Raw genomic sequence first — 19461 nt, 5'->3', positions numbered from 1 at the left:
TTCAGGAGGGCCACGATGCCGCGGCGGCAGACCCGATCATCGCGTCCATCCCGCTCGCGGACCACAGGTTTCGGCCCGGAGTCGGCACACTTCTGTAGGGATCCGACAGTGCGGCCCCTGTGCCACTGTCGGTGCCCGATTGTCCGCCGAGGCGGACGGCCCGATAGGTTTTCGATGTAGCCGCCTGTCATCCAGGTGTTCGGGCGGATCCCACAGACCGCAATCGAAAGGGTGATCCGTTGAGCCGCTCGGTTCTCGTCACCGGAGGCAACCGGGGCATCGGCCTCGCCATCGCCCGCGCATTCGCCGACGCCGGCGACAAGGTCGCGATCACGTACCGCTCGGGTGAGCCGCCGGCCGGCTTCCTGGCAGTCAAGTGCGACATCACCGACTCCGAGCAGGTGGAGCAGGCGTACAAGGAGATCGAGGACGCGCACGGCCCCGTCGAGGTCCTGGTCGCCAATGCCGGCATCACCAAGGACCAGCTCCTGATGCGCATGACGGAGGAGGACTTCACCTCCGTCCTCGACACCAACCTCACCGGCACCTTCCGGGTCGTCAAGCGCGCCAACCGCGGCATGCTGCGCGCCAAGAAGGGCCGCGTCGTGCTGATCTCGTCGGTCGTCGGGCTGTTCGGCGGACCCGGCCAGGCGAACTACGCCGCCTCCAAGGCCGGCCTCGTCGGCTTCGCGCGCTCCCTCGTCCGCGAGATGGGCGCGCGCAACATCACCTTCAACGTCGTCGCGCCCGGTTTCGTCGACACCGACATGACCAAGGCCCTCACCGAGGAGCAGCGCGCGAACATCGTGTCGCAGGTTCCGCTCGGCCGGTACGCGCGGACCGAGGAGATCGCCGCCACGGTGCGGTTCCTCGCCTCGGACGACGCCTCGTACATCACTGGAGCCGTCATCCCCGTTGACGGCGGACTGGGAATGGGTCACTGATCACCATGAGCGGAATTCTCGAGGGCAAGCGCGTCCTGATCACCGGTGTGCTGACGGAGGCGTCCATCGCCTTCCACGCCGCCAAGCTCGCGCAGGAGCAGGGCGCCGAGGTCGTGCTGACCGCGTTCCCGCGGCCCACGCTGACCGAGCGCATCGCCAAGAAGCTGCCGAAGCCCACCAAGGTCATCGAGCTGGACGTGACCAACGAGGAGCACCTCGGGTGCCTCGCCGACGTGGTCGGCGAGGAGCTCGGCGGCCTCGACGGCGTCGTGCACTCCATCGGCTTCGCCCCGCAGGACGCGCTCGGCGGCAACTTCCTGAACACCCCGTTCGAGTCCGTGGCCACCGCCATGCACGTCTCGGCGTTCTCGCTGAAGTCGCTGACCATGGCCTGCCTGCCGCTGATGCAGAACGGCGGCTCCGTCGTCGGCCTCACCTTCGACGCGCAGTTCGCCTGGCCGCAGTACGACTGGATGGGCCCGGCCAAGGCCGCCCTGGAGGCCACGAACCGCTACATGGCGCGTGACCTGGGCAAGCAGAACATCCGCTGCAACCTCATCTCCGCGGGCCCGCTCGGCTCCATGGCCGCCAAGTCCATTCCGGGCTTCGGCGAGCTGGCCTCCGTGTGGGACACCCGCTCCCCGCTGGAGTGGGACCTGAAGGACCCCGAGCCCGCGGGCCGCGGCATCGTCGCCCTGCTGAGCGACTGGTTCCCGAAGACCACCGGCGAGATCATCCACGTCGACGGCGGTCTGCACGCCATCGGCGCCTGACCGCTCGCGCCCGAGCCCGGCCGACACCAGGGCCACAGGGCCCACAAGGTCCGCCTCCCAGGCCCCCGAAGGCCCGCGTCCCTGCGGACGCGGGCCTTCCGCGTTCCCTCGTTCGGCCTAGCCGGTCGGGCGGGCACCGGCGACCACCGGGCACTCTGGAGGCAGCGTTCACCAAGCTCTTTCCTCCCCAGCCCGGCCGAGGAGGTTCCCTTGTGCGCCTGTCCAGAAGCCTGGCCCCAGTGACCCTCGCCGTCTCTCTCGCCCTCTGCGCACCGTACGAGGCGACCGCGGAGGAACGGCCGTCGCCGTTCGGCGCCGAGTGCCGTACGAGCGTCAGCGGCTCCCATGTCGTCGCCCACTGCCACAACGCCTACGTCGACGTCGACCGGGTGCGCCTGCACATCGAGTGCGACCGCTGGTGGGACCTCGACACCGACAGCGCCCCCGTGGACACCGGCCCGGCGATGACCGTGAAGCTCACCGGCCGGTGCTGGAAGGAGGTCCGCTCGGTGTGGATCAGTCACCAGCGGCTGTGAAACGCCCCTGCCGGCAGCCGAGCGGATAGCTCGCCGCCTCGGCGGCCGCCGTCTCCGCGTCGCCCGCGCGGATCGCGTCCATCAGCCGGCCGTGCTCCATGTACGTCTCCGGGGACAGCTGCTCGCCGACGTCGTCACGCAGCCAGTCCCGCAGCACCTCGCCCAGGTCGGCGTACATCGCGGTCATGACGTCGTTGTGGGAGGCCGACACCACGGCCAGATGGAAGGTCGCGTCCGCCGCCACGAACGCCTCCTTGTCGCCGGACTCCCAGGCGTCCTCGCGCCGCCGCAGCAGCGTCTCGAGCTGCCGCAGATCCCGCTCGGTACGCCGCTCGGCGGCGAGCTTGGCCGCGCTCGACTCCAGCGCGGCCCGCAGCTCGGCGATGTGCCGGGGGTCGGCGTCGGCGAAACGGCGGTGCATCACGCCGGCCAGCTCACTGGTCGCCACGACATAGGTCCCCGAGCCCTGGCGGATGTCCAGCAGACCGTTGTGCGCGAGCGCCCGTACCGCCTCGCGGACCGTGTTGCGGGCCACCCCCAGCTGCTCCACCAGCTCCGGCTCGGTGGGGATGCGGGATCCGACCGGCCACTCACCCGAGGTGATCTGGTGGCGCAGCGCGGCGATGACCTGCTCGGACAGCGCCGAGCGACGGGGATGGCTCAGGGGCATGGCTCACCTTTGCACGTCCGTGACCGCCATGGGCCACCCGGGGATGGACAACCAATCATCCCATGATTCTATGATGGAGGGATGGCAGCCGAGGAGACACGCACCAAGACCCCCACGACACCGAGCCGCCCGGTGGCGAACGACGCCACACGCGCGCGTACGGCGTGGGCGAGCCGCCTGCTCATCGCCGCCATCGTGCTGTCCGCCCTCAACCTGCGGCCCGCCATCACCAGCCTCGGCGCCCTGCTGGAGGAGGTCCGCGACGGGCTCGGCATGAGCGGCAGTGTGGCCGGCCTGCTCACCTCCGTGCCGCCGCTGTGCTTCGCCGTCTTCGGCGTCACCGCCCCCCGCCTGGCCCGCCGCTTCGGACCCGGCGCCGTCGTCTGCGCCGGCATGGCCGCCATCGCCACCGGTCTGCTCGTCCGGCCGTACGTGAGCAGCACCCCCGCCTTCCTCGCCACCAGCGCCCTGGCCCTGATGGGCATCGCGGTCAGCAATGTGCTGATGCCGGTCATCGTCAAGCGCTGGTTCCCCGACCGGGTCGGCTCCATGACCGGCCTGTACTCCATGGCCCTGGCCATGGGCACCTCCGTCGCGGCCGCCGTGACCGTCCCCGTCACCGACGCCCTCGGCGGCGACTGGCAGACCGGGCTCGCCGTGTGGTCCGCGCTGGCGATGGCGGCCGTACTGCCGTGGCTGCCGTTCGTCCGCGGCCGGGGGGCGGCCGCCGGGGCCGCCTCCGACGAACCGGCACGCGCGCGTGAGGAGCGGCAGCAGGCCCCGCTGCGGATCACCCGCAGCCGTACCGCCTGGGCGCTCGCCGTCTTCTTCGGTCTCCAGGCCACCGCCGCCTACATCACCATGGGCTGGATGGCGCAGATCTTCCGCGACGCGGGCGTGGCCGCCTCCACCGCCGGTGTGCTGCTCGCCGTGACGATGGTGATGGGCGTGCCGCTCGCCTTCCTCATCCCGCGCCTGGCCGCCCGGCTGCCCCACCAGGGCCCGATGGCCCTCGCCCTCGGCGCCAGCGGCCTGGCCGGCTACGCGGGCCTGTACGTCGCCCCGGCCGGCGGCGCCTGGCTCTGGGCGGTCCTCGTCGGCGTCTCCAACTGCGCCTTCCCGCTGGCCCTCACCATGGTCGGGATGCGCGCCCGCACCGGGGCCGGGGTGGCCCAGCTGTCCGCCTTCGCGCAGAGCACCGGCTATCTGATCTCCATCCCCGGTCCGCTCCTGGTCGGTGTGCTCTACCAGCACACCGACGGCTGGGGCGTGCCGCTCGCGCTGATGGCCGCGCTGATGGTGCCGCAGATGGCCATCGGGTACCTCGCCGGGCGCGACCGCACGGTGGAGGACGAGGCCGCGGCCCGCTGACCCCGAAGCGGGTGCCGGGGACGCGGGGTGCGAGACTGGCCCTATGCCTGTCCTCGATCCGAACCCCCAGAACGGCCAGAAGAAGATGCTGATCGTGTTCGGCGCCTTCTTCGCCATCTTCGTGGTCATCGCCGTCATCGCGTCGATCGCCGCTCCCTGAGCCGACCGGCCGCGCCGCGGGTGGTGGGGCTGGCCCCACCATCCCCTAGGGGGCGAGGCTCAGGGTCAAGTGGGTGGATCACCGGATGGGTCGAGGGCCGCGGAGTCCGTAGCGTCGAGGTGTGGCCGCGAGCGGCGGCTCACGGACGGAATCGAGGCTCCGCGGAGGCACCCATGCCGGCACCCACGCACCCCCGGCCGCACCCGGTGACCACGGGCGGCACCGGCACCCGACTGCCCTGGTGGGCCCTCGCGCTGCCCACCCTCGCCTTCCTCGCCCTCTTCGCGCTCCTCCTCACCCCCTCCGAGGCCCACGCGACGACCGGCCCCGGCCCCGCCGTCGCCCACCTCCTGGAGCGCGCCCACGACCTGCTCACCCCCGGCGGATGACCGCCGCCCCCGCCCGCCGGATCCGCTCCCGGCGCCGGTGACGAGGCATGTCAACTCCCTGAGCCGCATGGCGTCTTTCATGCGAAGCTGGGACGCATGAGCGTCGCAGAACCCCGCAGGATTGTCCTCTTCCGGCACGCGAAGGCCGACTGGCCGCAGGTGAACGATCATGAGCGGCCGCTCGCCGAGCGGGGCCGCATGGACGCCGCGGTCGCCGGCCGCAAGCTGGCTGACTCCGGCATCCCCTTCGACCTTGCCCTGTGCTCCACCGCGACCCGGACCCGGGAGACCTGGAAGCTCGCCGTCCACGAGTTTCCGCACCGCCCGAAGACCGTCTACGAGGAGCGGGTCTACGAGGCGTCTCCCGGCGAGCTGATCGCCCTGCTCAACGAGACCCCCGACGACGCCCGCAACGTCCTGCTCATCGGCCACAACCCCGGCGTCCACGGCCTGGCCGACATCCTGTCCGGCACCGCCGAGGGCGACGCCGCCGAGCGGATGCGCCGCCGCGGCTTCCCCGCCGCCGCCTTCGCCGTGATCTCCTTCGAGGGCTCCTGGAAGTCCCTGGAACCGGGTGTCGGCACCCTGCTCGACTACTGGGCGCCCACCGAGTGACCCGCCCGCACGGACGAGGGCCCGGCGCCATGGCGGCACCGGGCCCTTCGCTCACCGATCCGGCTCAGTCGGCGCCGTGGGTGTCCGCCGCCTCGACCTCTTCACGGGTGATGCCCAGCAGATAGAGGACCGTGTCCAGGAACGGCACGTTCACCGCGGTGTGCGCGGCCTCCCGGACGACGGGCTTGGCGTTGAAGGCGACCCCGAGTCCGGCCGCGTTCAGCATGTCCAGATCGTTGGCGCCGTCGCCGATCGCCACCGTCTGCGACAGCGGCACCCCCGCCTCCGCGGCGAACCGGCGCAGCAGCCGCGCCTTGCCCGCCCGGTCCACGATCTCACCGGTCACCCGGCCGGTGAGCTTGCCGTCGACGATCTCCAGCGTGTTCGCCTGGGCGAAGTCCAGCCCCAGCCGCTCCTTGAGGTCGTCCGTGACCTGGGTGAAGCCGCCGGAGACCACGCCCACCTGGTAGCCGAGCCGCTTCAGCGTACGGATCAGCGTCCGCGCGCCCGGCGTCAGCCGCACCTCGCTGCGCACCTTGTCCACGACCGAGGCGTCCAGCCCCTCCAGCAGGGCCACGCGCGCGTGCAGCGACTGCTCGAAGTCCAGCTCACCGCGCATCGCGGCCGCCGTCACCTCGGCGACCTTGTCCTCGCACCCGGCGTGCGCGGCGAAGAGCTCGATCACCTCGTCCTGGATGAGCGTGGAGTCGACGTCCATGACGACCAGCCGCTGGGCGCGCCGGTGCAGTCCCGCGGACACGACCGCGACATCGACGCCGACCGCCGCCGCGTCCGTCACCAGCGCGGTGCGCAGCGGCTCGGTCTCCACACCGGAGACCGCGAACTCCACCGCGGTCACCGGGTACTTGGCGAGCCGGAAGATACGGTCGATGTTGCCACCGGCCTTGGTGATCTTGGCGGCGATCGCGGCGGTCGCCTCCGCGGTCAGCGGGTGCCCGAGCACGGTGACCAGGGAGCGGCCGTGGCCGCGCGGCCGGTTGTCGCCGTGACCGGAGATGATCTCCGCCTGCATCTTCATCGACTCGGCCCAGCTGTGCACGGTCGCCCGGAGGTCGCCCTCCAGCCCGCGCGGCGGCTCGGTGACGAGTGCGCACAGCACCATCCGGCCACGGGTGACGACCTGCTCGATGTCGACCACGTCGAGGGAGTAGGCGGCGAGGGTGTCGAAGAGCCCGGCCGTGATACCCGGCCTGTCCTTGCCGAAGATCTTGACAAGGAGGGTGGGGGCGTCAGAGGTCTGTGAAGCACTCATGGTGCTCCCACCGTATCCGGCACCCGGTGCCGTGCGCCCCCGAGGTCCGTCTGGCGGACACGGAACACTACGGGTCCACTGCGTGGCGCTGAAGGGCCGAACAGAAGGCGCGGGGGTTACCGCCCCCGGAGCCCCCATGATCGTCGATCAGACAGACCCCGTCCCCAAGGCTCCCCGCCCTGAGAGGGCTCCCCGCCCCGCAAGGGCGCCCCGCCCTGAGAGGGCGCCCCGCCCTGAGAGGGCGCCCCGCCCCGTCAGGGCTCCCCGCCCTGAGAGGGCTCTCGTCCCGAGAGGGCTCACCGCTTGCGACACAACGGGTCCCGCCTTCCGCAGCGGCTGCCCGCTCCCGACGGGCCCCGCCCGAGAGGGCTCCCCGCGCCGGACAGGCCCCGCCCCCGAGAGGTGGCTCCTGCCCGAGAAACTCCTCACTCAAGACGGCGCCCCGCCCGCGACGGGTCACTGTCCGAGGTGGCTGCCCGCTCCCGACAGGCCCCGCCCCGCAGAGGCGGCTCCTCGCCCGGGAAGCTCCTCACTCAAGACGGCGCCCCGCCCGCGACGGCCTTAGCCCCGCGACGGGTCACCGTCCGAGGTGGCTGCCCGCTCCCGACAGGCCCCGCCCCGCAGAGGCGGCTCCCCGCACGAGAAGCCCCGCCCGAGACGCCCCGGCCCCGCAGGGTCCCATCCTCGACGGGCTCCGGCCGATCGTGATCACATCGTGTCCCACCTACCCACCCGTCCCGCCCGTGTCGGCCCGCCCGCCCGCGCCGCGACCCTCACGCCCACCGTGCCCCCGCGCGCGAGGAGTTCGCCCGCTGGGGCCGCAACTCCGGCCGCCCGCAGGAACCGTAGGAAGAACCGGAACAAAAGGAACGCACCGGCCCGACCAACGCCGAGTGGCGCGATCTCGACGGCCGCCGCAGCCGCCGCGCCCCCTCCGGAGGACCACCACGGCCGCCACCGTGCCGATCGCGTGGATTACCACCCTCCGGGCAGGTTTCAACCCCCGTCGACGGCAGAGCCGAGTGCACCGCGCGCGGTCTTCACAAGGCCCGACTTTCGGTCAGGGGGCCGCTCCTGAAATAGTTCCCCCCGATGTTCGACATCCCTAGACTCCCAGCGACGGGGGTAACTCGGGGGACAACTCAGTGGGGCATGGAGTGCCGGAACTCGTACTGGAATCAAACGGACGGACCTGGACGCTGGATCCGTCCCGGTCGTACACGCTCGGACGCGATCCACAAGGAGACGTCGTCTTCGACGACGCCAGGGTCTCGTGGCGCCACGCCACGGTCAGCTTCAACGGCCGCAGTTGGGTCGTCGAGGACCACGGCAGCACCAACGGCACGTTCGTGCAGGGGCAGCGGATCCACCAGCTGGAGGTCGGCCCGGGCACCGCGGTGCACCTGGGCAACGCGACCGACGGACCGCAGGTCAGCCTGACGGGCGCCGCGGCCGGCGTAGCCGCACCGCAGGCGCAGCCGCAGCCGCAGCAGCAGCCGTACGCGGCGCAGGGCGCGAACCCCGGCTGGGCGGCCCAGCAGGCCCCGCAGCACTCGGCCCCTCAGGCGCAGCACCAGGCCCCGCAGCAGGCCGTGCCTCAGCAGGCCGTACCTCAGCAGGCCCCCCAGGCCGGCTGGCAGCAGCCGCAGCAGCCCGCCGCCGCGGTGCCGCAGCAGGGCCCCGGCGCCGGCGCGGGGGCGCCGCCGGTCTACGGCGACCGCAGCCCGACCACGTTCCACCAGTTCGCCGTCGGCCGCGTGATGCGGATCGGCCGTGCGCTGGAGAACGACCTGGTCGTCTCCGACCTCCAGGTCTCCCGTCACCACGCGGAGTTCCACTCCACGCCCGACGGCCGCATGGAGATCCGCGACCTCGGCTCGCACAACGGCACCTACGTCAACGGTCAGCCGATCGCCAAGGGCGGCTCCGCGCTGCTCGGCCCGGCCGACATCGTCGGCGTCGGTCACTCCACGTTCCGTATCGTCGGCGACCGTCTTGAGGAGTTCGTCGACACCGGTGAGGTGTCCTTCTCCGCCCGCCATCTGACCGTCACGGTCGACGGCGGCAAGCAGATCCTCAAGGACGTCTCCTTCGGCGTCCCCGAGAAGTCGCTGATCGCGGTCATCGGCCCGTCCGGCTCCGGCAAGTCCACCCTGCTCAAGGCGCTCACCGGCTACCGGCCCGCCAACCAGGGCGAGGTCCTGTACGACAACCGGAACCTCTACAAGCAGTTCGCCGAGCTGCGCCAGCGCATCGGTCTGGTCCCGCAGGACGACATCCTGCACAAGGAACTGACCGTCAAGAAGGCCCTCAAGTACGCGGCCAAGCTCCGCTTCCCCGCCGACACCACGGCGGCCGAGCGTGAGGCCCGTATCGACGAGGTGCTGCGCGAGCTCAAGCTCGACATCCACAAGGACAAGAAGGTCACCTCCCTCTCCGGCGGCCAGCGCAAGCGCGTCTCCGTCGCCCTGGAGCTGCTGACCAAGCCGTCGCTGATCTTCCTGGACGAGCCGACCTCCGGTCTCGACCCGGGCATGGACCGCGATGTCATGCAGCTGCTGCGCGGCCTCGCCGACGACGGCCGCACGGTCCTCGTCGTCACCCACTCGGTGGCCGAGCTGGCGCTGTGCGACAAGCTCCTGGTGATGGCGCCCGGCGGCTCGGTGGCCTACTTCGGCCCGCCCGAGGAGGCGCTGAACTTCTTCGGCTACGACACCTGGGCCGATGTCTTCTCCGCCTTCGAGAACTACCGCGAGTACGACTGGGCGGGCCGCTGGAAGGGCTCGCAGCACTACCAGATGTACGCGGCCGACATCGACGCCGTCGCCCCGCAGCCCGTCCAGATGCAGCCCATGCAGGCCATCAGGCCGCCGAAGCCGCAGGGCTGGATGTCGCAGTTCATCACCCTGGTCCGCCGCTATGTCTCGGTGATCGTCTCCGACAAGGGCTTCCTGGCCCTGATGGTGATCCTGCCGGCCGTCCTCGGCTCGGTGAGCCTGCTCATCAAGCCGGACCAGGGCCTGCTGCCCAACATCAACCCGCAGACGGGCCGGATCATCCCCAACGGCACGGCCACCACCGTCCTGCTGATCCTGGCCGTCGGCGCCTGTTTCGCCGGCGCCGCGAACTCCGTCCGTGAGCTGATCAAGGAACGGGTCATCTACGAACGGGAGCGCGCCACCGGCCTGTCCCGCTCGGCGTACCTGATGTCCAAGGTGTTCGTGCTCGGCCTGATCACCGTGGCGCAGGGCCTGCTGGTCGGCGTGATCGGCTTCGCCAGCCGCGAGATCCCGGAGGAGGGCCTGGTCCTCGGCAGCATGACGCTCGTCGAGCTGTCCCTGCCGATCATGGCGCTCGGCTTCACCTCGATGATGTTCGGGCTGATCATCTCCTCGCTGGTGAAGACCGCCGAGAAGACCATGCCGCTGCTGGTCATGTTCGCGATCATCCAGGTCGTCTTCACCGGCTGCCTCTTCGCGCTGAACGGCACGGTCGGTGTCAACCAGGTCTCGTACCTGATGCCGTCCCGCTGGGCCGTCGCCGCCGCCGGCACCACGCTGGACTTCAACAAGATCAGCCCGCCCGAGCAGGGCGCCGACACCGACCCGCTGTGGGACCACAGCGTCGGCACCTGGGGCCTGGACATGGCCGCCCTGATCGCGCTCGGCGTGCTCTGCGGCTTCTTCGTGGCCCGCTTCCTGCGCCGCCACGAGCCCGAGGTCATGCGCAAGTAGGCCGCGGACGCGCGCAAAGGATCCGTACGACGCCGAAGGGCGGCACCCCGTCAGGAGGGTGCCGCCCTTCGGCGCACACGTCAGAGGTCCGCGCCGACCTCAGTACGCGCTGTTCACGTTGTCGATCGAGCCGTAGCGGTCGGCCGCGTAGTTCGCGGCGGCCGTCAGGTTGGCGACCGGGTCGTACTGGCTCCAGGCCGTGCCCGGAACGTGGTACGCGTCGAAGGTCGGCTTGATGACCTGGAGCAGGCCGATCGACGGAACGCCGTTCTGGGCGTTGATGTCCCAGTTGTTGATGGCGTTCGGGTTGCCCGAGGACTCCCGGATGATGTTGCGGTAGAGACCGTTGTAGGTGCCCGGGATGTTGTGCTTCTTCATGATGTCCAGGGCCTCGCGGATCCACCCGTCCAGGTTGTTCGGGTAGCTCTTCACCGCGGCCTTCTTCACCTGGGCGCGCTTCGCGGACCGGCTCGCGGCCTCCTTCGCGGCGCGCTCCTTGGCGGCCTTCTCGGCGGCCTTCTTCTTCGCCTCGGCCTCGGCCTTCTTCTTGGCGTCCGCGGCGGCCTTGGCCTTGGCGGCGGCCTCCTGGGCGGCCTTGTGCTGCGCCTCGATCGCCTCGACCTTCAGGCTCGCGGCGGCGAGCTGGTCGGTCAGGGTGGCCTTGACCTCGGTGACCTTGCCCGAGCCGTAGGCCACGGGCGCGGCCGCGGCGGCGGCCTCGGTCGTGGTGGTCTCGCCGCCCGCGGGGACCACGGAGAACGCGAGCGCCGCGGCGCCGAGCGTGGCGACACCGGCGAGGCCGAGCTTGTGGGTCTTGGTCAGCGCACGACTGCGATCGGGATTCAGGGTGTACTTCGGCATGGCGGAATGGACCTCTTCGAATAGCGCGGAGGTCGCTCATTCGTCCGGCGGGGGACCTCTTCGTCCGGCGGGGCGCGGGGTGCTTCCCACACGAACGCCGCGGGCCGGAACCCGCGGCGTTGAGCGACGTGAGCCATTCTTAGCGGCCGCAAAAACCCCAGGCAAAGGTGTGACCTACGACCCCCGATAGTGGATCAGGGAACGGCAAAACAGGACAGACTGGGCTGTCTGTCCCGCTCCGGCCGGTGCCCACGTCTCCTAGGCACCTTCGTACGTGACCTGCGCCCTATGCGCGGGCTCACATCGGTCGCGTAACAACCTCACCAGCAGTTGCCGGAGCAACGCTCTGTGTGAGCGGTCTCCTCCCCAGGGATGACACCCCCGTCCGCGCCCTCGTGCCGGGGTAGCTCCGGCAGGGCCGACACCCTCGTTCTCGAGGAGGCCCCAGCAGGGCCGGCGCCCTGATGCGACAGCCGCGTCGGCCGCGCCGACCACGCCGACCGCCTCCGACGCGGGAAGCAGGGAACCAGGTCCTTACGACCTAGGTCCGCCGCCCTAGGCGAGGGCCGTCACCGGTCGGATCCTCACTGTCACACCCCGCCGGTACCGTGAGGACATGAGTCAAGGTCATCGGTCCGGCCTCGCCGCGGTCAGCTCCGCGCTGCTGGCCATGAGCAGGCACCTGGAGGTGCGCGACGTCCTCAAGACGATCGTCGCCTCCGCCCGTGAGCTGCTCGACGCGCAGTACGCCGCCCTCGGCGTCCCCGACGACCACGGAGGCTTCGCCCAGTTCGTCGTCGACGGCGTCAGCGACGCCCAGTGGAAGGCCATCGGCCCGCTGCCCCGCCAGCACGGCATCCTCGCCTCGATGCTCCACGAGGCCCGCCCCGAGCGCCTCGCCGACGTGCGCAAGGACCCCCGCTTCGAGGGCTGGCCCGCGGCCCACCCCGACCTGTCCGACTTCCTGGGCCTGCCGATCCGCGACGGCGACGAGATCATCGGCGCGCTGTTCCTGGCGAACAAGAACTGCGCGAAGCCCGACGGCGGCTGCGGCTTCACCGAGGAGGACGAGGACCTCCTCGGCATCCTCGCCCAGCACGCGGCCATCGCCCTCACCAACGCCCGCCTCTACGAACGCAGCCGCGAGCTGACCATCGCCGAGGAGCGCTCCCGCCTCGCCCACGAGCTGCACGACGCCGTCAGCCAGAAGCTCTTCTCCCTGCGCCTGACCGCCCAGGCCGCCGCCGCCCTCGTCGACCGCGACCCGGCCCGCGCCAAGGGCGAGCTCCAGCAGGTCGCCGCCCTCGCCGCCGAGGCCGCCGACGAGCTGCGCGCCGCGGTCGTCGAACTGCGCCCCGCCGCCCTCGACGAGGACGGCCTCGTCGCCACCCTGCGCGACCAGATACGGGTCCTCGACCGCGCCCACAGCGCGCGCGTGACCTTCGCCGGCCATGGTGTGCGCGCCCTGCCCGCCGCCCAGGAGGAGGCCCTGCTGCGCGTCGCCCAGGAGGCCCTGCACAACGCGCTGCGGCACTCCGGCGCCGCGCAGGTCGACGTCACCCTGGACCGGCGCGGCGCCGGCGCCGTCCTGCGGGTCACGGACGACGGCAGCGGCTTCGAACCCCAGGCGGTACGACGGGCGGGACGCCACCTCGGTCTGGTCTCCATGCGGGACCGGGCGAGCGGGGTCGGCGGCCGGCTGACGGTGGAATCGGCGCCCGGCAAGGGCACCACGATCGAGATGGAGGTCCCCGGTGGCTGATCCAATCAAGGTGCTGCTCGTCGACGACCACCAGGTGGTCCGCCGGGGCCTGCGCACCTTCCTGGAGGTCCAGGACGACATCGAGGTCGTCGGCGAGGCCGCCGATGGCGAGGAGGGCGTCGCCCGCGCCGAGGAGCTGCGGCCCGACGTCGTGCTCATGGACGTGAAGATGCCGGGCATGGACGGTGTCGAGGCGCTGCGCCGCCTCCGCGAGCTCGACAACCCCGCGCGCGTGCTGGTCGTCACCAGCTTCACCGAGCAGCGCACGGTGGTCCCGGCCCTGCGCGCGGGCGCCGCGGGGTACGTCTACAAGGACGTCGACCCCGACGCGCTCGCCGGCGCCATCCGCTCCGTCCACGCCGGTCACATCCTGCTCCAGCCCGAGGTCGCCGGTGCCCTGCTGTCCGAGGAGGAGTCCGGCCCGGGGCAGGGCCGAGGCGGCTCGCTCACCGAGCGGGAGCGCGAGGTGCTCGGCCTGATAGCGGACGGCCGCTCCAATCGCGAGATCGCCCGGGCGCTGGTGCTGTCCGAGAAGACCGTCAAGACCCATGTCTCGAACATCCTCATGAAACTCGACCTGGCGGACCGCACCCAGGCCGCGCTGTGGGCGGTACGACACGGAATGGCCGGTTGATCCACCGCTTCCGGGCGCTTGTGACCGCTTCCGCCCGAGTGGCGCGGCAATTCGGAAGGTTCCACTCCGGGCTGAGATTCATACCGTCGTGGGAATGTCCCCCGGATGGCGCATCCTCCGGGGGTCCCCGGCGTTCTCCAGTGCGTGCTGCGGCGACTGCCGCGGCGATCGCAAGGAGGGCTAGGAAAGTGAAGAACCTGAAGAAGGCAGCGGCCGTGACGATGGTGGCCGGTGGTCTGGTGGCCGCCGGTGCCGGGATGGCCTCCGCGACCGACGGCGCGATGGCGCACGGGAAGGCCGAGCACTCTCCGGGTGTCCTCTCGGGCAACCTCGTCCAGGCCCCGGTCCACGTGCCGGTGAACGCGGTCGGCAACAGCGTCAACGTCATCGGCGTGCTGAACCCGGCGTTCGGCAACCTCGGCGTCAACAAGTGAGCCGTACGGCGGTCAGCTTGTCCGTCCAATGATCCGAACGGGCTGTTCATGGGGCCGTTCCGTGCCGTTCACGGCGCGTCCGGCGTTGATCAGCGTACGACCCGCGGCCGGGTCGGATCCGTACACGCAGGAGGAACCCTTCCCATGAACATCGCCAAGAAGGCCGCCGTGGCCATCGCCGTCGCCGGTGCCGCCGCGGGCGCGTCCGCGGGCACTGCTGTCGCCGACGCGGGTGCCGAGGGCGCGGCCGTGAAGTCGCCGGGCGTCGCCTCGGGCAACCTCATCCAGGTGCCGGTCCACGTCCCCGTCAACGTGGTCGGCAACACGGTCAACGGCATCGCCGGCCTGAACCCCGCGTTCGGCAACCAGGGCGTCAACGACTGACGTCCGTCGGTCGAGCAGGGCCCCTCACGTCAAGGACGACGCGAGGGGCCCTGCGCGCATGACCCGGCGCTCAGCGCACGCCCCTCTCCCGCTCCTCCACGTACGCGTTGTACGCGGCGACCTGCGCCCGCCGAGCCGTCCGCTCCACCGGCCGCAGCGCGGCCCCCCGCGCCGCCATCTCCCCGGCGCTCACCGCACCCCCGTGCCCGTTCTCGTAGGCCAGCGAGATCAGCAGCCCCACCCGCTGCGCCAGCTCCAGCACCCGCACCGCCCGCGGCGGATACCCCGGCGCCAACACCTCCCGCCCCCGCTCGGCCCGCGCCCGGTACGCGTCCAGCGCCGCCTCCGCCACCGGCCCCGACCCGGCCACATCCAGCCGCGTCAGCACCTCCGTCGCCTCCCGCAACGCCTCCGCCAGCTCCCGCTCCGCCTCACCCAGCGACGGCACATCGGCCGGCGGGGCCTCCCGTACCGGAAGGCAGTGCCACACCACCTCGACATGCAGATCACCCTCGGGCCCGGCCTCGTACACCTCCGGTACGAGCCCCAGCGCGGCCCCGTGACAGACGACGGCCTCCTCCGCGTCCAGCGCCCGCGCGTTGAACTCCGGCGGCCCGCTCAGCCCCAGCGGATGCCCCGGCGCCGGCAGCGCCACCCGCAGCCCGCTCACCCCCAGCCCCCGCAGCCGGCCCAGCGCGAGCGTCAGCCCGACCGGCGCGGACTCACCCGGCAACCCCTCCACCCGGTGCACGGCGTCCTCCCCGACGATCGCCAGCACGGCGTCGTCCGGCGAGACAAGTCCGGCAAGAAGGGCATTTCCCCAAGCGGCAAGGCGACCAGAGCGCGGTTCCGAGAGCATGCCTCCCAGCCTAAGGAACGCCCAAGCACCGGACCGATGGAACTGCCCGCCCGACCGGTGGCGTAGATTTCTTCGAGGGCTGCGCCCACCGGCGCGGCGCTACGAGCCACAGGCGTACGCGACAGCCGAGACCGGCCACACTGCAAGGGGAGACAACGCGCTCATGAGCGATGTTCTGGAGCTTCAGGACGTATCCGTGGTCCGCGAGGGCCGGGCTCTGGTGGACCAGGTCTCCTGGTCGGTCAAGGAGGGCGAGCGCTGGGTCATCCTCGGCCCCAACGGCGCCGGCAAGACCACCCTCCTCAACATCGCCTCGAGCTACCTCTACCCCAGCAAGGGCACCGCCACCATCCTCGGCGAGACCCTCGGCAAGCCCGGCACCGACGTCTTCGAACTGCGCCCCCGCATCGGCATGGCCGGCATCGCCATGGCCGACAAGCTCCCCAAGCGCCAGACCGTCCTGCAGACCGTGCTCACCGCCGCCTACGGCATGACCGCCGGCTGGCAGGAGGAGTACGACGAGGTCGACGAGCAGCGCGCCCGCGCCTTCCTCGACCGCCTCGGCATGAGCGACTACCTCGACCGCAGGTTCGGCACCCTCTCCGAGGGCGAGCGCAAGCGCACCCTCATCGCCCGCGCCCTGATGACCGACCCCGAGCTGCTGCTCCTCGACGAGCCCGCCGCCGGTCTCGACCTCGGCGGCCGCGAGGACCTCGTCCGCCGCCTCGGCCGCCTTGCCCGCGACCCCATCGCCCCCTCCATGATCATGGTCACCCACCATGTCGAGGAGATCGCCCCCGGCTTCACCCACGTCCTGATGATCCGCCAGGGCAAGGTCCTCGCCGCCGGTCCGCTGGAGCTGGAGCTCACCTCCCGCAACCTCTCCCTCTGCTTCGGCCTCCCGCTCGTCGTCGAGCAGGTCGGCGACCGCTGGACCGCCCAGGGCCTGCCGCTCGCCTGATCGCCAACGGCTCCCCGCCGCCGACCCGTTCACACCCGTCGCGCCCTGTCGGCGACCGGGACGCGGTCCTACCATGACCGTGTGAACGACATCGACGCCTGGGTGTGGTGGCTCATCGGCGCGGCCGCGCTCGGAATCCCGCTCGTGGTCACCGCCATGCCGGAGTTCGGCATGTTCGCGGTGGGCGCCGTCGCCGCCGCCGTCGTCGCGGGCTTCGGCGGCGGCGCGGTCCTCCAGGTCCTCGCCTTCGTCGCCGTCTCGGTCGCCCTCATCGCCGTCGTACGGCCCATCGCCGCCCGGCACCGCACCCAACGCCCCCAACTCGTCACCGGCGTGGAGGCGTTGAAGGGCAGACAGGCCGTCGTCCTGGAACGCGTCGACGGCTCCGGCGGACGCATCAAACTCGCCGGCGAGGTCTGGTCCGCCCGCGCCCTCGACACCGACCGCACCTACGAAGTCGGCGCGGAGGTCGACGTGGTGGACATCGAGGGAGCCACGGCGATCGTCATGTGACCTTGTCAGCCGAGGTGTGACGCAACTGGACCGAACGCCCCACGGGGCAGGCGACGGTCTGTCAGACTCGACCAGCAAGATCTTCGACAAACATAAGATCTGCCGAAAGCGCCGAGGCGGAGAGAGGTACGGGGAACCACGATGGAACCGATCATCATCGTCCTGATCATTCTGGTGGTGTTGGTCTTCATCGCCCTGATCAAGACGATCCAGGTCATCCCACAGGCCAGCGCCGCCATCGTCGAGCGCTTCGGCCGCTACACGCGGACCCTGAACGCGGGCCTCAACATCGTCGTCCCGTTCATCGACACCATCCGCAACCGCATCGACCTGCGCGAACAGGTCGTGCCGTTCCCGCCCCAGCCGGTGATCACCCAGGACAACCTGGTCGTCAACATCGACACCGTCATCTACTACCAGGTGACGGACGCGCGAGCCGCGACCTACGAGGTCGCCAGCTACATCCAGGCGATCGAGCAGCTGACGGTCACCACCCTGCGCAACATCATCGGCGGCATGGACCTGGAACGCACCCTCACCTCCCGCGAGGAGATCAACGCCGCCCTGCGCGGCGTCCTCGACGAGGCCACCGGCAAGTGGGGCATCCGCGTCAACCGCGTGGAACTGAAGGCCATCGAACCGCCCACCTCCATCCAGGACTCGATGGAGAAGCAGATGCGCGCCGACCGCGACAAGCGCGCCGCCATCCTCCAGGCCGAAGGTGTCCGCCAGTCCGAGATCCTGCGCGCCGAGGGCGAGAAGCAGTCCCAGATCCTGCGCGCCGAAGGTGAGGCCAAGGCCGCGGCGCTCCGCGCGGAGGGCGAGGCCCAGGCCGTCCGCACCGTCTTCGAGGCCATCCACGCCGGCGACCCCGACCAGAAGCTCCTCAGCTACCAGTACCTCCAGATGCTCCCCAAGATCGCCGAAGGCGACGCCAACAAGCTCTGGATCGTCCCCAGCGAGATCGGCGACGCCCTCAAGGGCCTGAGCGGCGCGATGGGCAACTTCGGCGCCCCGAAGCCCGGTTCAGGCAACGGGAACGGCACGGAGCGCACAGAGAAGCCGAGCATCGACTGACATCGACTCACGGAGCCTTGAAACAGACAGTTCCCCGAACCCCGTCAGGGGCGCGGGGAACTGCGCGACCAGCCACAGCCGAACCAGCAGACGGCGACGGACAGAAGCCCTACGGTCTAGGCCGCACTCTGCGCCAACCACTCCGGCAGCGCATCGAAGTCATCCCGCGCCAGAGCCAACAGCATCGCATCCGCAGGAGTCGGCTCGAACGGCTCCCGAAGCAACGGCATCCCCGCCTGCTCAGGAGTCCGGTCCGCCTTCCGGTGGTTGTCCTCCGCGCACGAGGCGACGGTGTTCAGCCACGTGTCCTGCCCGCCCTGGGCCCGCGGCACCACGTGGTCCACGGTCGTCGCCCGGCCCCCGCAGTACGCGCACCGGTGCCGGTCCCTGACCAGCACCCCCCGCCGTGACCACGGGGCTTGTCTTCGGAACGGCACCCGCACGTACCTGCACAGCCTGATCACCCGAGGCGCCGGTATGTCGACCGCGGCTCCCCGCATCCGCAGTTCGGGGTGGGCCTGCTCGACGACGGCCTTGTCCTGAAGCACCAGAACGACGGCTCGGTTCAACGTCACCGTCGACAGCGGCTCGAAGCTCGCGTTCAGTACCAGCGTGTCCCGCATACCAGCCCACCTCCTATGTGCACCGGCCCACCCCCTGGCGGGCTGGGGTCAACTCTGGCCGGGCACGCCGAGATGGACAACGAAATAAAAAATGCCCGCCCCTGATCACTTCCATGACCAGAGGCGGGCAAACGTTCCGTGAACGTCAGGCTTCGGCGGGCACCTCGTACTCACCGATCAGCTGCGCACGCGCGAGCGTGTGGAACCGCAGGTTGAAGCCGACCACCGCGGGCGAGGCGTCGGAGTCCGGACCGAGCTTCTCCTGGTCCACGGCGTACACCGTGAACACATAGCGGTGCGGCCCGTCCCCGGGAGGCGGCGCGGCACCGCCGAAGTCCTTGGTGCCGTAGTCGTTGCGCACCTGCACCGCGCCCTCGGGCAGCCCCTCGAACTTGCCGCTGCCCGCACCGGCCGGCAGCTCCGTCACGGAGGCCGGGATGTCGAAGACACTCCAGTGCCAGAACCCGCTGCCCGTCGGGGCGTCCGGGTCGTAGCACGTCACGGCGAAGCTCTTGGTCTCCGGCGGGAAGCCCTCCCACCGCAGCTGCGGCGAGGTGTTGCCGCCCGCGTAGACCTGAGCGTCCTTGAGCGTCCCGCCCTCCTGGACGTCCTCGCTCGTGACCGTGAAGGACGGCACGGGCGGATGGAAGTCATGGGGGAGCGGCCGCCGCTTGAGCTCGGTCACCTCGGTACCTCCTGATCGGTTCCTGCAGTCGGGACCGAGCCTAGAACCAGTTGCGCTTGCTGCCGACCTCGGACAGCCACTGGTTGAGGTACGCCGCCCAGTCGGTCCCCTGGTAGTCGTTCAGACCGACCTGGAAGGAACGGAAGGTGTCGCTGCCCTCGCTGAACAGACCCGGCTTCTTGTCCATCTCCAGCACCACGTCC

22 protein-coding genes (1 of these 22 running past the window's edge) are annotated in these 19461 nt (G+C 71.0%); 15 read left to right on the top strand and 7 right to left on the bottom strand.

Translation table 11 applies throughout. The features are described from left to right. The first annotated feature begins 239 nt into the window (after nucleotides 1-239). From fabG to ACSU6M_RS07550, 3 genes are all read left to right on the top strand, one after another. A complete protein-coding gene (gene fabG, locus ACSU6M_RS07560) occupies nucleotides 240-944 on the top strand; it encodes a 3-oxoacyl-[acyl-carrier-protein] reductase (RefSeq protein ID WP_437068103.1) in 705 nt (234 codons plus the stop codon). 5 nt (nucleotides 945-949) lie between these two features. After that, entirely contained in the window at nucleotides 950-1717 is a 768-nt protein-coding gene (gene fabI, locus ACSU6M_RS07555; RefSeq protein ID WP_437068101.1) for an enoyl-ACP reductase FabI, read from the top strand. A gap of 212 nt (nucleotides 1718-1929) precedes the next feature. Next, nucleotides 1930-2253 carry a hypothetical protein gene (locus ACSU6M_RS07550; RefSeq protein WP_437068100.1) on the top strand — a complete coding sequence of 108 codons (324 nt, stop codon included), beginning with the start codon at nucleotides 1930-1932 and terminating at the stop codon, nucleotides 2251-2253. On the opposite strand, the gene ACSU6M_RS07545 is transcribed toward ACSU6M_RS07550, so the two are convergent. Then, complete coding sequence (locus tag ACSU6M_RS07545) at nucleotides 2234-2923, bottom strand: FadR/GntR family transcriptional regulator (RefSeq protein WP_437068099.1); 690 nt, start codon at nucleotides 2921-2923, stop codon at nucleotides 2234-2236. The two genes, ACSU6M_RS07550 and ACSU6M_RS07545, sit on opposite strands and share 20 nt — an antisense overlap. Nucleotides 2924-3004: 81 nt before the next feature. On the opposite strand from ACSU6M_RS07545, the gene ACSU6M_RS07540 reads away from it, so the two are divergent. From ACSU6M_RS07540 to ACSU6M_RS07525, 4 genes are all read left to right on the top strand, one after another. Beyond that, nucleotides 3005-4294 (top strand): CynX/NimT family MFS transporter, encoded by a 1290-nt coding sequence (locus ACSU6M_RS07540; protein WP_437068097.1) that lies wholly within the window; start codon nucleotides 3005-3007, stop codon nucleotides 4292-4294. A gap of 43 nt (nucleotides 4295-4337) precedes the next feature. Next, nucleotides 4338-4454 (top strand): SGM_5486 family transporter-associated protein, encoded by a 117-nt coding sequence (locus ACSU6M_RS07535; protein ID WP_437068095.1) that lies wholly within the window; start codon nucleotides 4338-4340, stop codon nucleotides 4452-4454. 173 nt (nucleotides 4455-4627) lie between these two features. Continuing rightward, complete coding sequence (locus tag ACSU6M_RS07530) at nucleotides 4628-4843, top strand: hypothetical protein (RefSeq protein WP_437068093.1); 216 nt, start codon at nucleotides 4628-4630, stop codon at nucleotides 4841-4843. 96 nt (nucleotides 4844-4939) lie between these two features. Next, nucleotides 4940-5458 (top strand): SixA phosphatase family protein, encoded by a 519-nt coding sequence (locus tag ACSU6M_RS07525; protein WP_437068091.1) that lies wholly within the window; start codon nucleotides 4940-4942, stop codon nucleotides 5456-5458. 64 nt (nucleotides 5459-5522) lie between these two features. Here the strand turns inward: ACSU6M_RS07525 and serB are convergent, their stop codons facing one another. Continuing rightward, entirely contained in the window at nucleotides 5523-6731 is a 1209-nt protein-coding gene (serB, locus tag ACSU6M_RS07520; RefSeq protein ID WP_437068089.1) for a phosphoserine phosphatase SerB, read from the bottom strand. Nucleotides 6732-7888: 1157 nt separating this feature from the next. Between serB and ACSU6M_RS07515 the strand changes: the two genes are divergently transcribed. Next, nucleotides 7889-10465: an FHA domain-containing protein gene (locus tag ACSU6M_RS07515; protein ID WP_437068088.1), complete on the top strand. Its 2577-nt coding sequence runs from the start codon at nucleotides 7889-7891 to the stop codon at nucleotides 10463-10465. 99 nt (nucleotides 10466-10564) lie between these two features. Here ACSU6M_RS07515 and ACSU6M_RS07510 read toward each other — a convergent pair whose 3' ends face one another. Continuing rightward, on the bottom strand, nucleotides 10565-11326 hold the full coding sequence (locus ACSU6M_RS07510) for a transglycosylase SLT domain-containing protein (RefSeq protein ID WP_437068087.1): 762 nt from the start codon (nucleotides 11324-11326) through the stop codon (nucleotides 10565-10567). Between the two features lie 616 nt (nucleotides 11327-11942). Between ACSU6M_RS07510 and ACSU6M_RS07505 the strand changes: the two genes are divergently transcribed. From ACSU6M_RS07505 to ACSU6M_RS07490, 4 genes are all read left to right on the top strand, one after another. After that, complete coding sequence (locus ACSU6M_RS07505; RefSeq protein WP_437068085.1) at nucleotides 11943-13088, top strand: GAF domain-containing sensor histidine kinase; 1146 nt, start codon at nucleotides 11943-11945, stop codon at nucleotides 13086-13088. Further along, a complete protein-coding gene (locus ACSU6M_RS07500) occupies nucleotides 13081-13722 on the top strand; it encodes a response regulator (RefSeq protein ID WP_437068084.1) in 642 nt (213 codons plus the stop codon). The genes ACSU6M_RS07505 and ACSU6M_RS07500 overlap by 8 nt, the downstream gene beginning before the upstream one ends. Before the next feature lie 188 nt (nucleotides 13723-13910). After that, complete coding sequence (gene chpE, locus ACSU6M_RS07495) at nucleotides 13911-14156, top strand: chaplin ChpE (protein ID WP_437068082.1); 246 nt, start codon at nucleotides 13911-13913, stop codon at nucleotides 14154-14156. 144 nt (nucleotides 14157-14300) lie between these two features. Further along, the gene (locus ACSU6M_RS07490) at nucleotides 14301-14540 is read left to right on the top strand and encodes a chaplin (protein ID WP_437068080.1); all 240 of its coding nucleotides are present in this window, start codon (nucleotides 14301-14303) and stop codon (nucleotides 14538-14540) included. Nucleotides 14541-14610: 70 nt separating this feature from the next. Here ACSU6M_RS07490 and ACSU6M_RS07485 read toward each other — a convergent pair whose 3' ends face one another. After that, nucleotides 14611-15399, bottom strand: a complete 789-nt coding sequence (locus ACSU6M_RS07485; protein WP_437068079.1) for a hypothetical protein — start codon at nucleotides 15397-15399, stop codon at nucleotides 14611-14613. A 163-nt stretch (nucleotides 15400-15562) separates the two neighbouring features. Between ACSU6M_RS07485 and ACSU6M_RS07480 the strand changes: the two genes are divergently transcribed. From ACSU6M_RS07480 to ACSU6M_RS07470, 3 genes are all read left to right on the top strand, one after another. Next, nucleotides 15563-16360, top strand: a complete 798-nt coding sequence (locus tag ACSU6M_RS07480; RefSeq protein WP_437068077.1) for an ABC transporter ATP-binding protein — start codon at nucleotides 15563-15565, stop codon at nucleotides 16358-16360. 81 nt (nucleotides 16361-16441) lie between these two features. Beyond that, nucleotides 16442-16873 carry an NfeD family protein gene (locus tag ACSU6M_RS07475; protein WP_437068076.1) on the top strand — a complete coding sequence of 144 codons (432 nt, stop codon included), beginning with the start codon at nucleotides 16442-16444 and terminating at the stop codon, nucleotides 16871-16873. Between the two features lie 141 nt (nucleotides 16874-17014). Next, nucleotides 17015-17950 (top strand): SPFH domain-containing protein, encoded by a 936-nt coding sequence (locus ACSU6M_RS07470; protein ID WP_437068074.1) that lies wholly within the window; start codon nucleotides 17015-17017, stop codon nucleotides 17948-17950. Nucleotides 17951-18066: 116 nt separating this feature from the next. On the opposite strand, the gene ACSU6M_RS07465 is transcribed toward ACSU6M_RS07470, so the two are convergent. The 3 genes from ACSU6M_RS07465 to ACSU6M_RS07455 form a co-directional block, all read right to left on the bottom strand. Beyond that, complete coding sequence (locus tag ACSU6M_RS07465) at nucleotides 18067-18573, bottom strand: HNH endonuclease (RefSeq protein WP_437068072.1); 507 nt, start codon at nucleotides 18571-18573, stop codon at nucleotides 18067-18069. Between the two features lie 145 nt (nucleotides 18574-18718). After that, nucleotides 18719-19258 (bottom strand): YbhB/YbcL family Raf kinase inhibitor-like protein, encoded by a 540-nt coding sequence (locus tag ACSU6M_RS07460; RefSeq protein ID WP_437068070.1) that lies wholly within the window; start codon nucleotides 19256-19258, stop codon nucleotides 18719-18721. 40 nt (nucleotides 19259-19298) lie between these two features. Continuing rightward, nucleotides 19299-19461, bottom strand: partial view of a sporulation protein gene (locus ACSU6M_RS07455; RefSeq protein WP_437068069.1) — the 3' portion only. Its footprint extends 620 nt past the window's final position; only the last 163 of its 783 coding nucleotides appear in the window; the start codon falls outside the window, past its right edge; its stop codon occupies nucleotides 19299-19301.

Source organism: Streptomyces sp. enrichment culture (assembly GCF_964272895.1).
Lineage (GTDB): Bacteria > Actinomycetota > Actinomycetes > Streptomycetales > Streptomycetaceae > Streptomyces.
Note: the sequence above shows the minus strand (reverse complement) of the source record. Positions and strands in the feature narration are given on the sequence as shown.

Coding starts and splice junctions, on each gene's coding strand:
- fabI (WP_437068101.1), top strand. CDS start 950: ATGAGCGGAATTCTCGAGGGCAAGCGCGTCCTGATCACCGGTGTGCTG.
- ACSU6M_RS07545 (WP_437068099.1), bottom strand. CDS start 2,923: ATGCCCCTGAGCCATCCCCGTCGCTCGGCGCTGTCCGAGCAGGTCATC.
- ACSU6M_RS07540 (WP_437068097.1), top strand. CDS start 3,005: ATGGCAGCCGAGGAGACACGCACCAAGACCCCCACGACACCGAGCCGC.
- ACSU6M_RS07535 (WP_437068095.1), top strand. CDS start 4,338: ATGCCTGTCCTCGATCCGAACCCCCAGAACGGCCAGAAGAAGATGCTG.
- ACSU6M_RS07530 (WP_437068093.1), top strand. CDS start 4,628: ATGCCGGCACCCACGCACCCCCGGCCGCACCCGGTGACCACGGGCGGC.
- ACSU6M_RS07525 (WP_437068091.1), top strand. CDS start 4,940: ATGAGCGTCGCAGAACCCCGCAGGATTGTCCTCTTCCGGCACGCGAAG.
- serB (WP_437068089.1), bottom strand. CDS start 6,731: ATGAGTGCTTCACAGACCTCTGACGCCCCCACCCTCCTTGTCAAGATC.
- ACSU6M_RS07510 (WP_437068087.1), bottom strand. CDS start 11,326: ATGCCGAAGTACACCCTGAATCCCGATCGCAGTCGTGCGCTGACCAAG.
- ACSU6M_RS07505 (WP_437068085.1), top strand. CDS start 11,943: ATGAGTCAAGGTCATCGGTCCGGCCTCGCCGCGGTCAGCTCCGCGCTG.
- ACSU6M_RS07490 (WP_437068080.1), top strand. CDS start 14,301: ATGAACATCGCCAAGAAGGCCGCCGTGGCCATCGCCGTCGCCGGTGCC.
- ACSU6M_RS07485 (WP_437068079.1), bottom strand. CDS start 15,399: ATGCTCTCGGAACCGCGCTCTGGTCGCCTTGCCGCTTGGGGAAATGCC.
- ACSU6M_RS07480 (WP_437068077.1), top strand. CDS start 15,563: ATGAGCGATGTTCTGGAGCTTCAGGACGTATCCGTGGTCCGCGAGGGC.
- ACSU6M_RS07470 (WP_437068074.1), top strand. CDS start 17,015: ATGGAACCGATCATCATCGTCCTGATCATTCTGGTGGTGTTGGTCTTC.
- ACSU6M_RS07465 (WP_437068072.1), bottom strand. CDS start 18,573: ATGCGGGACACGCTGGTACTGAACGCGAGCTTCGAGCCGCTGTCGACG.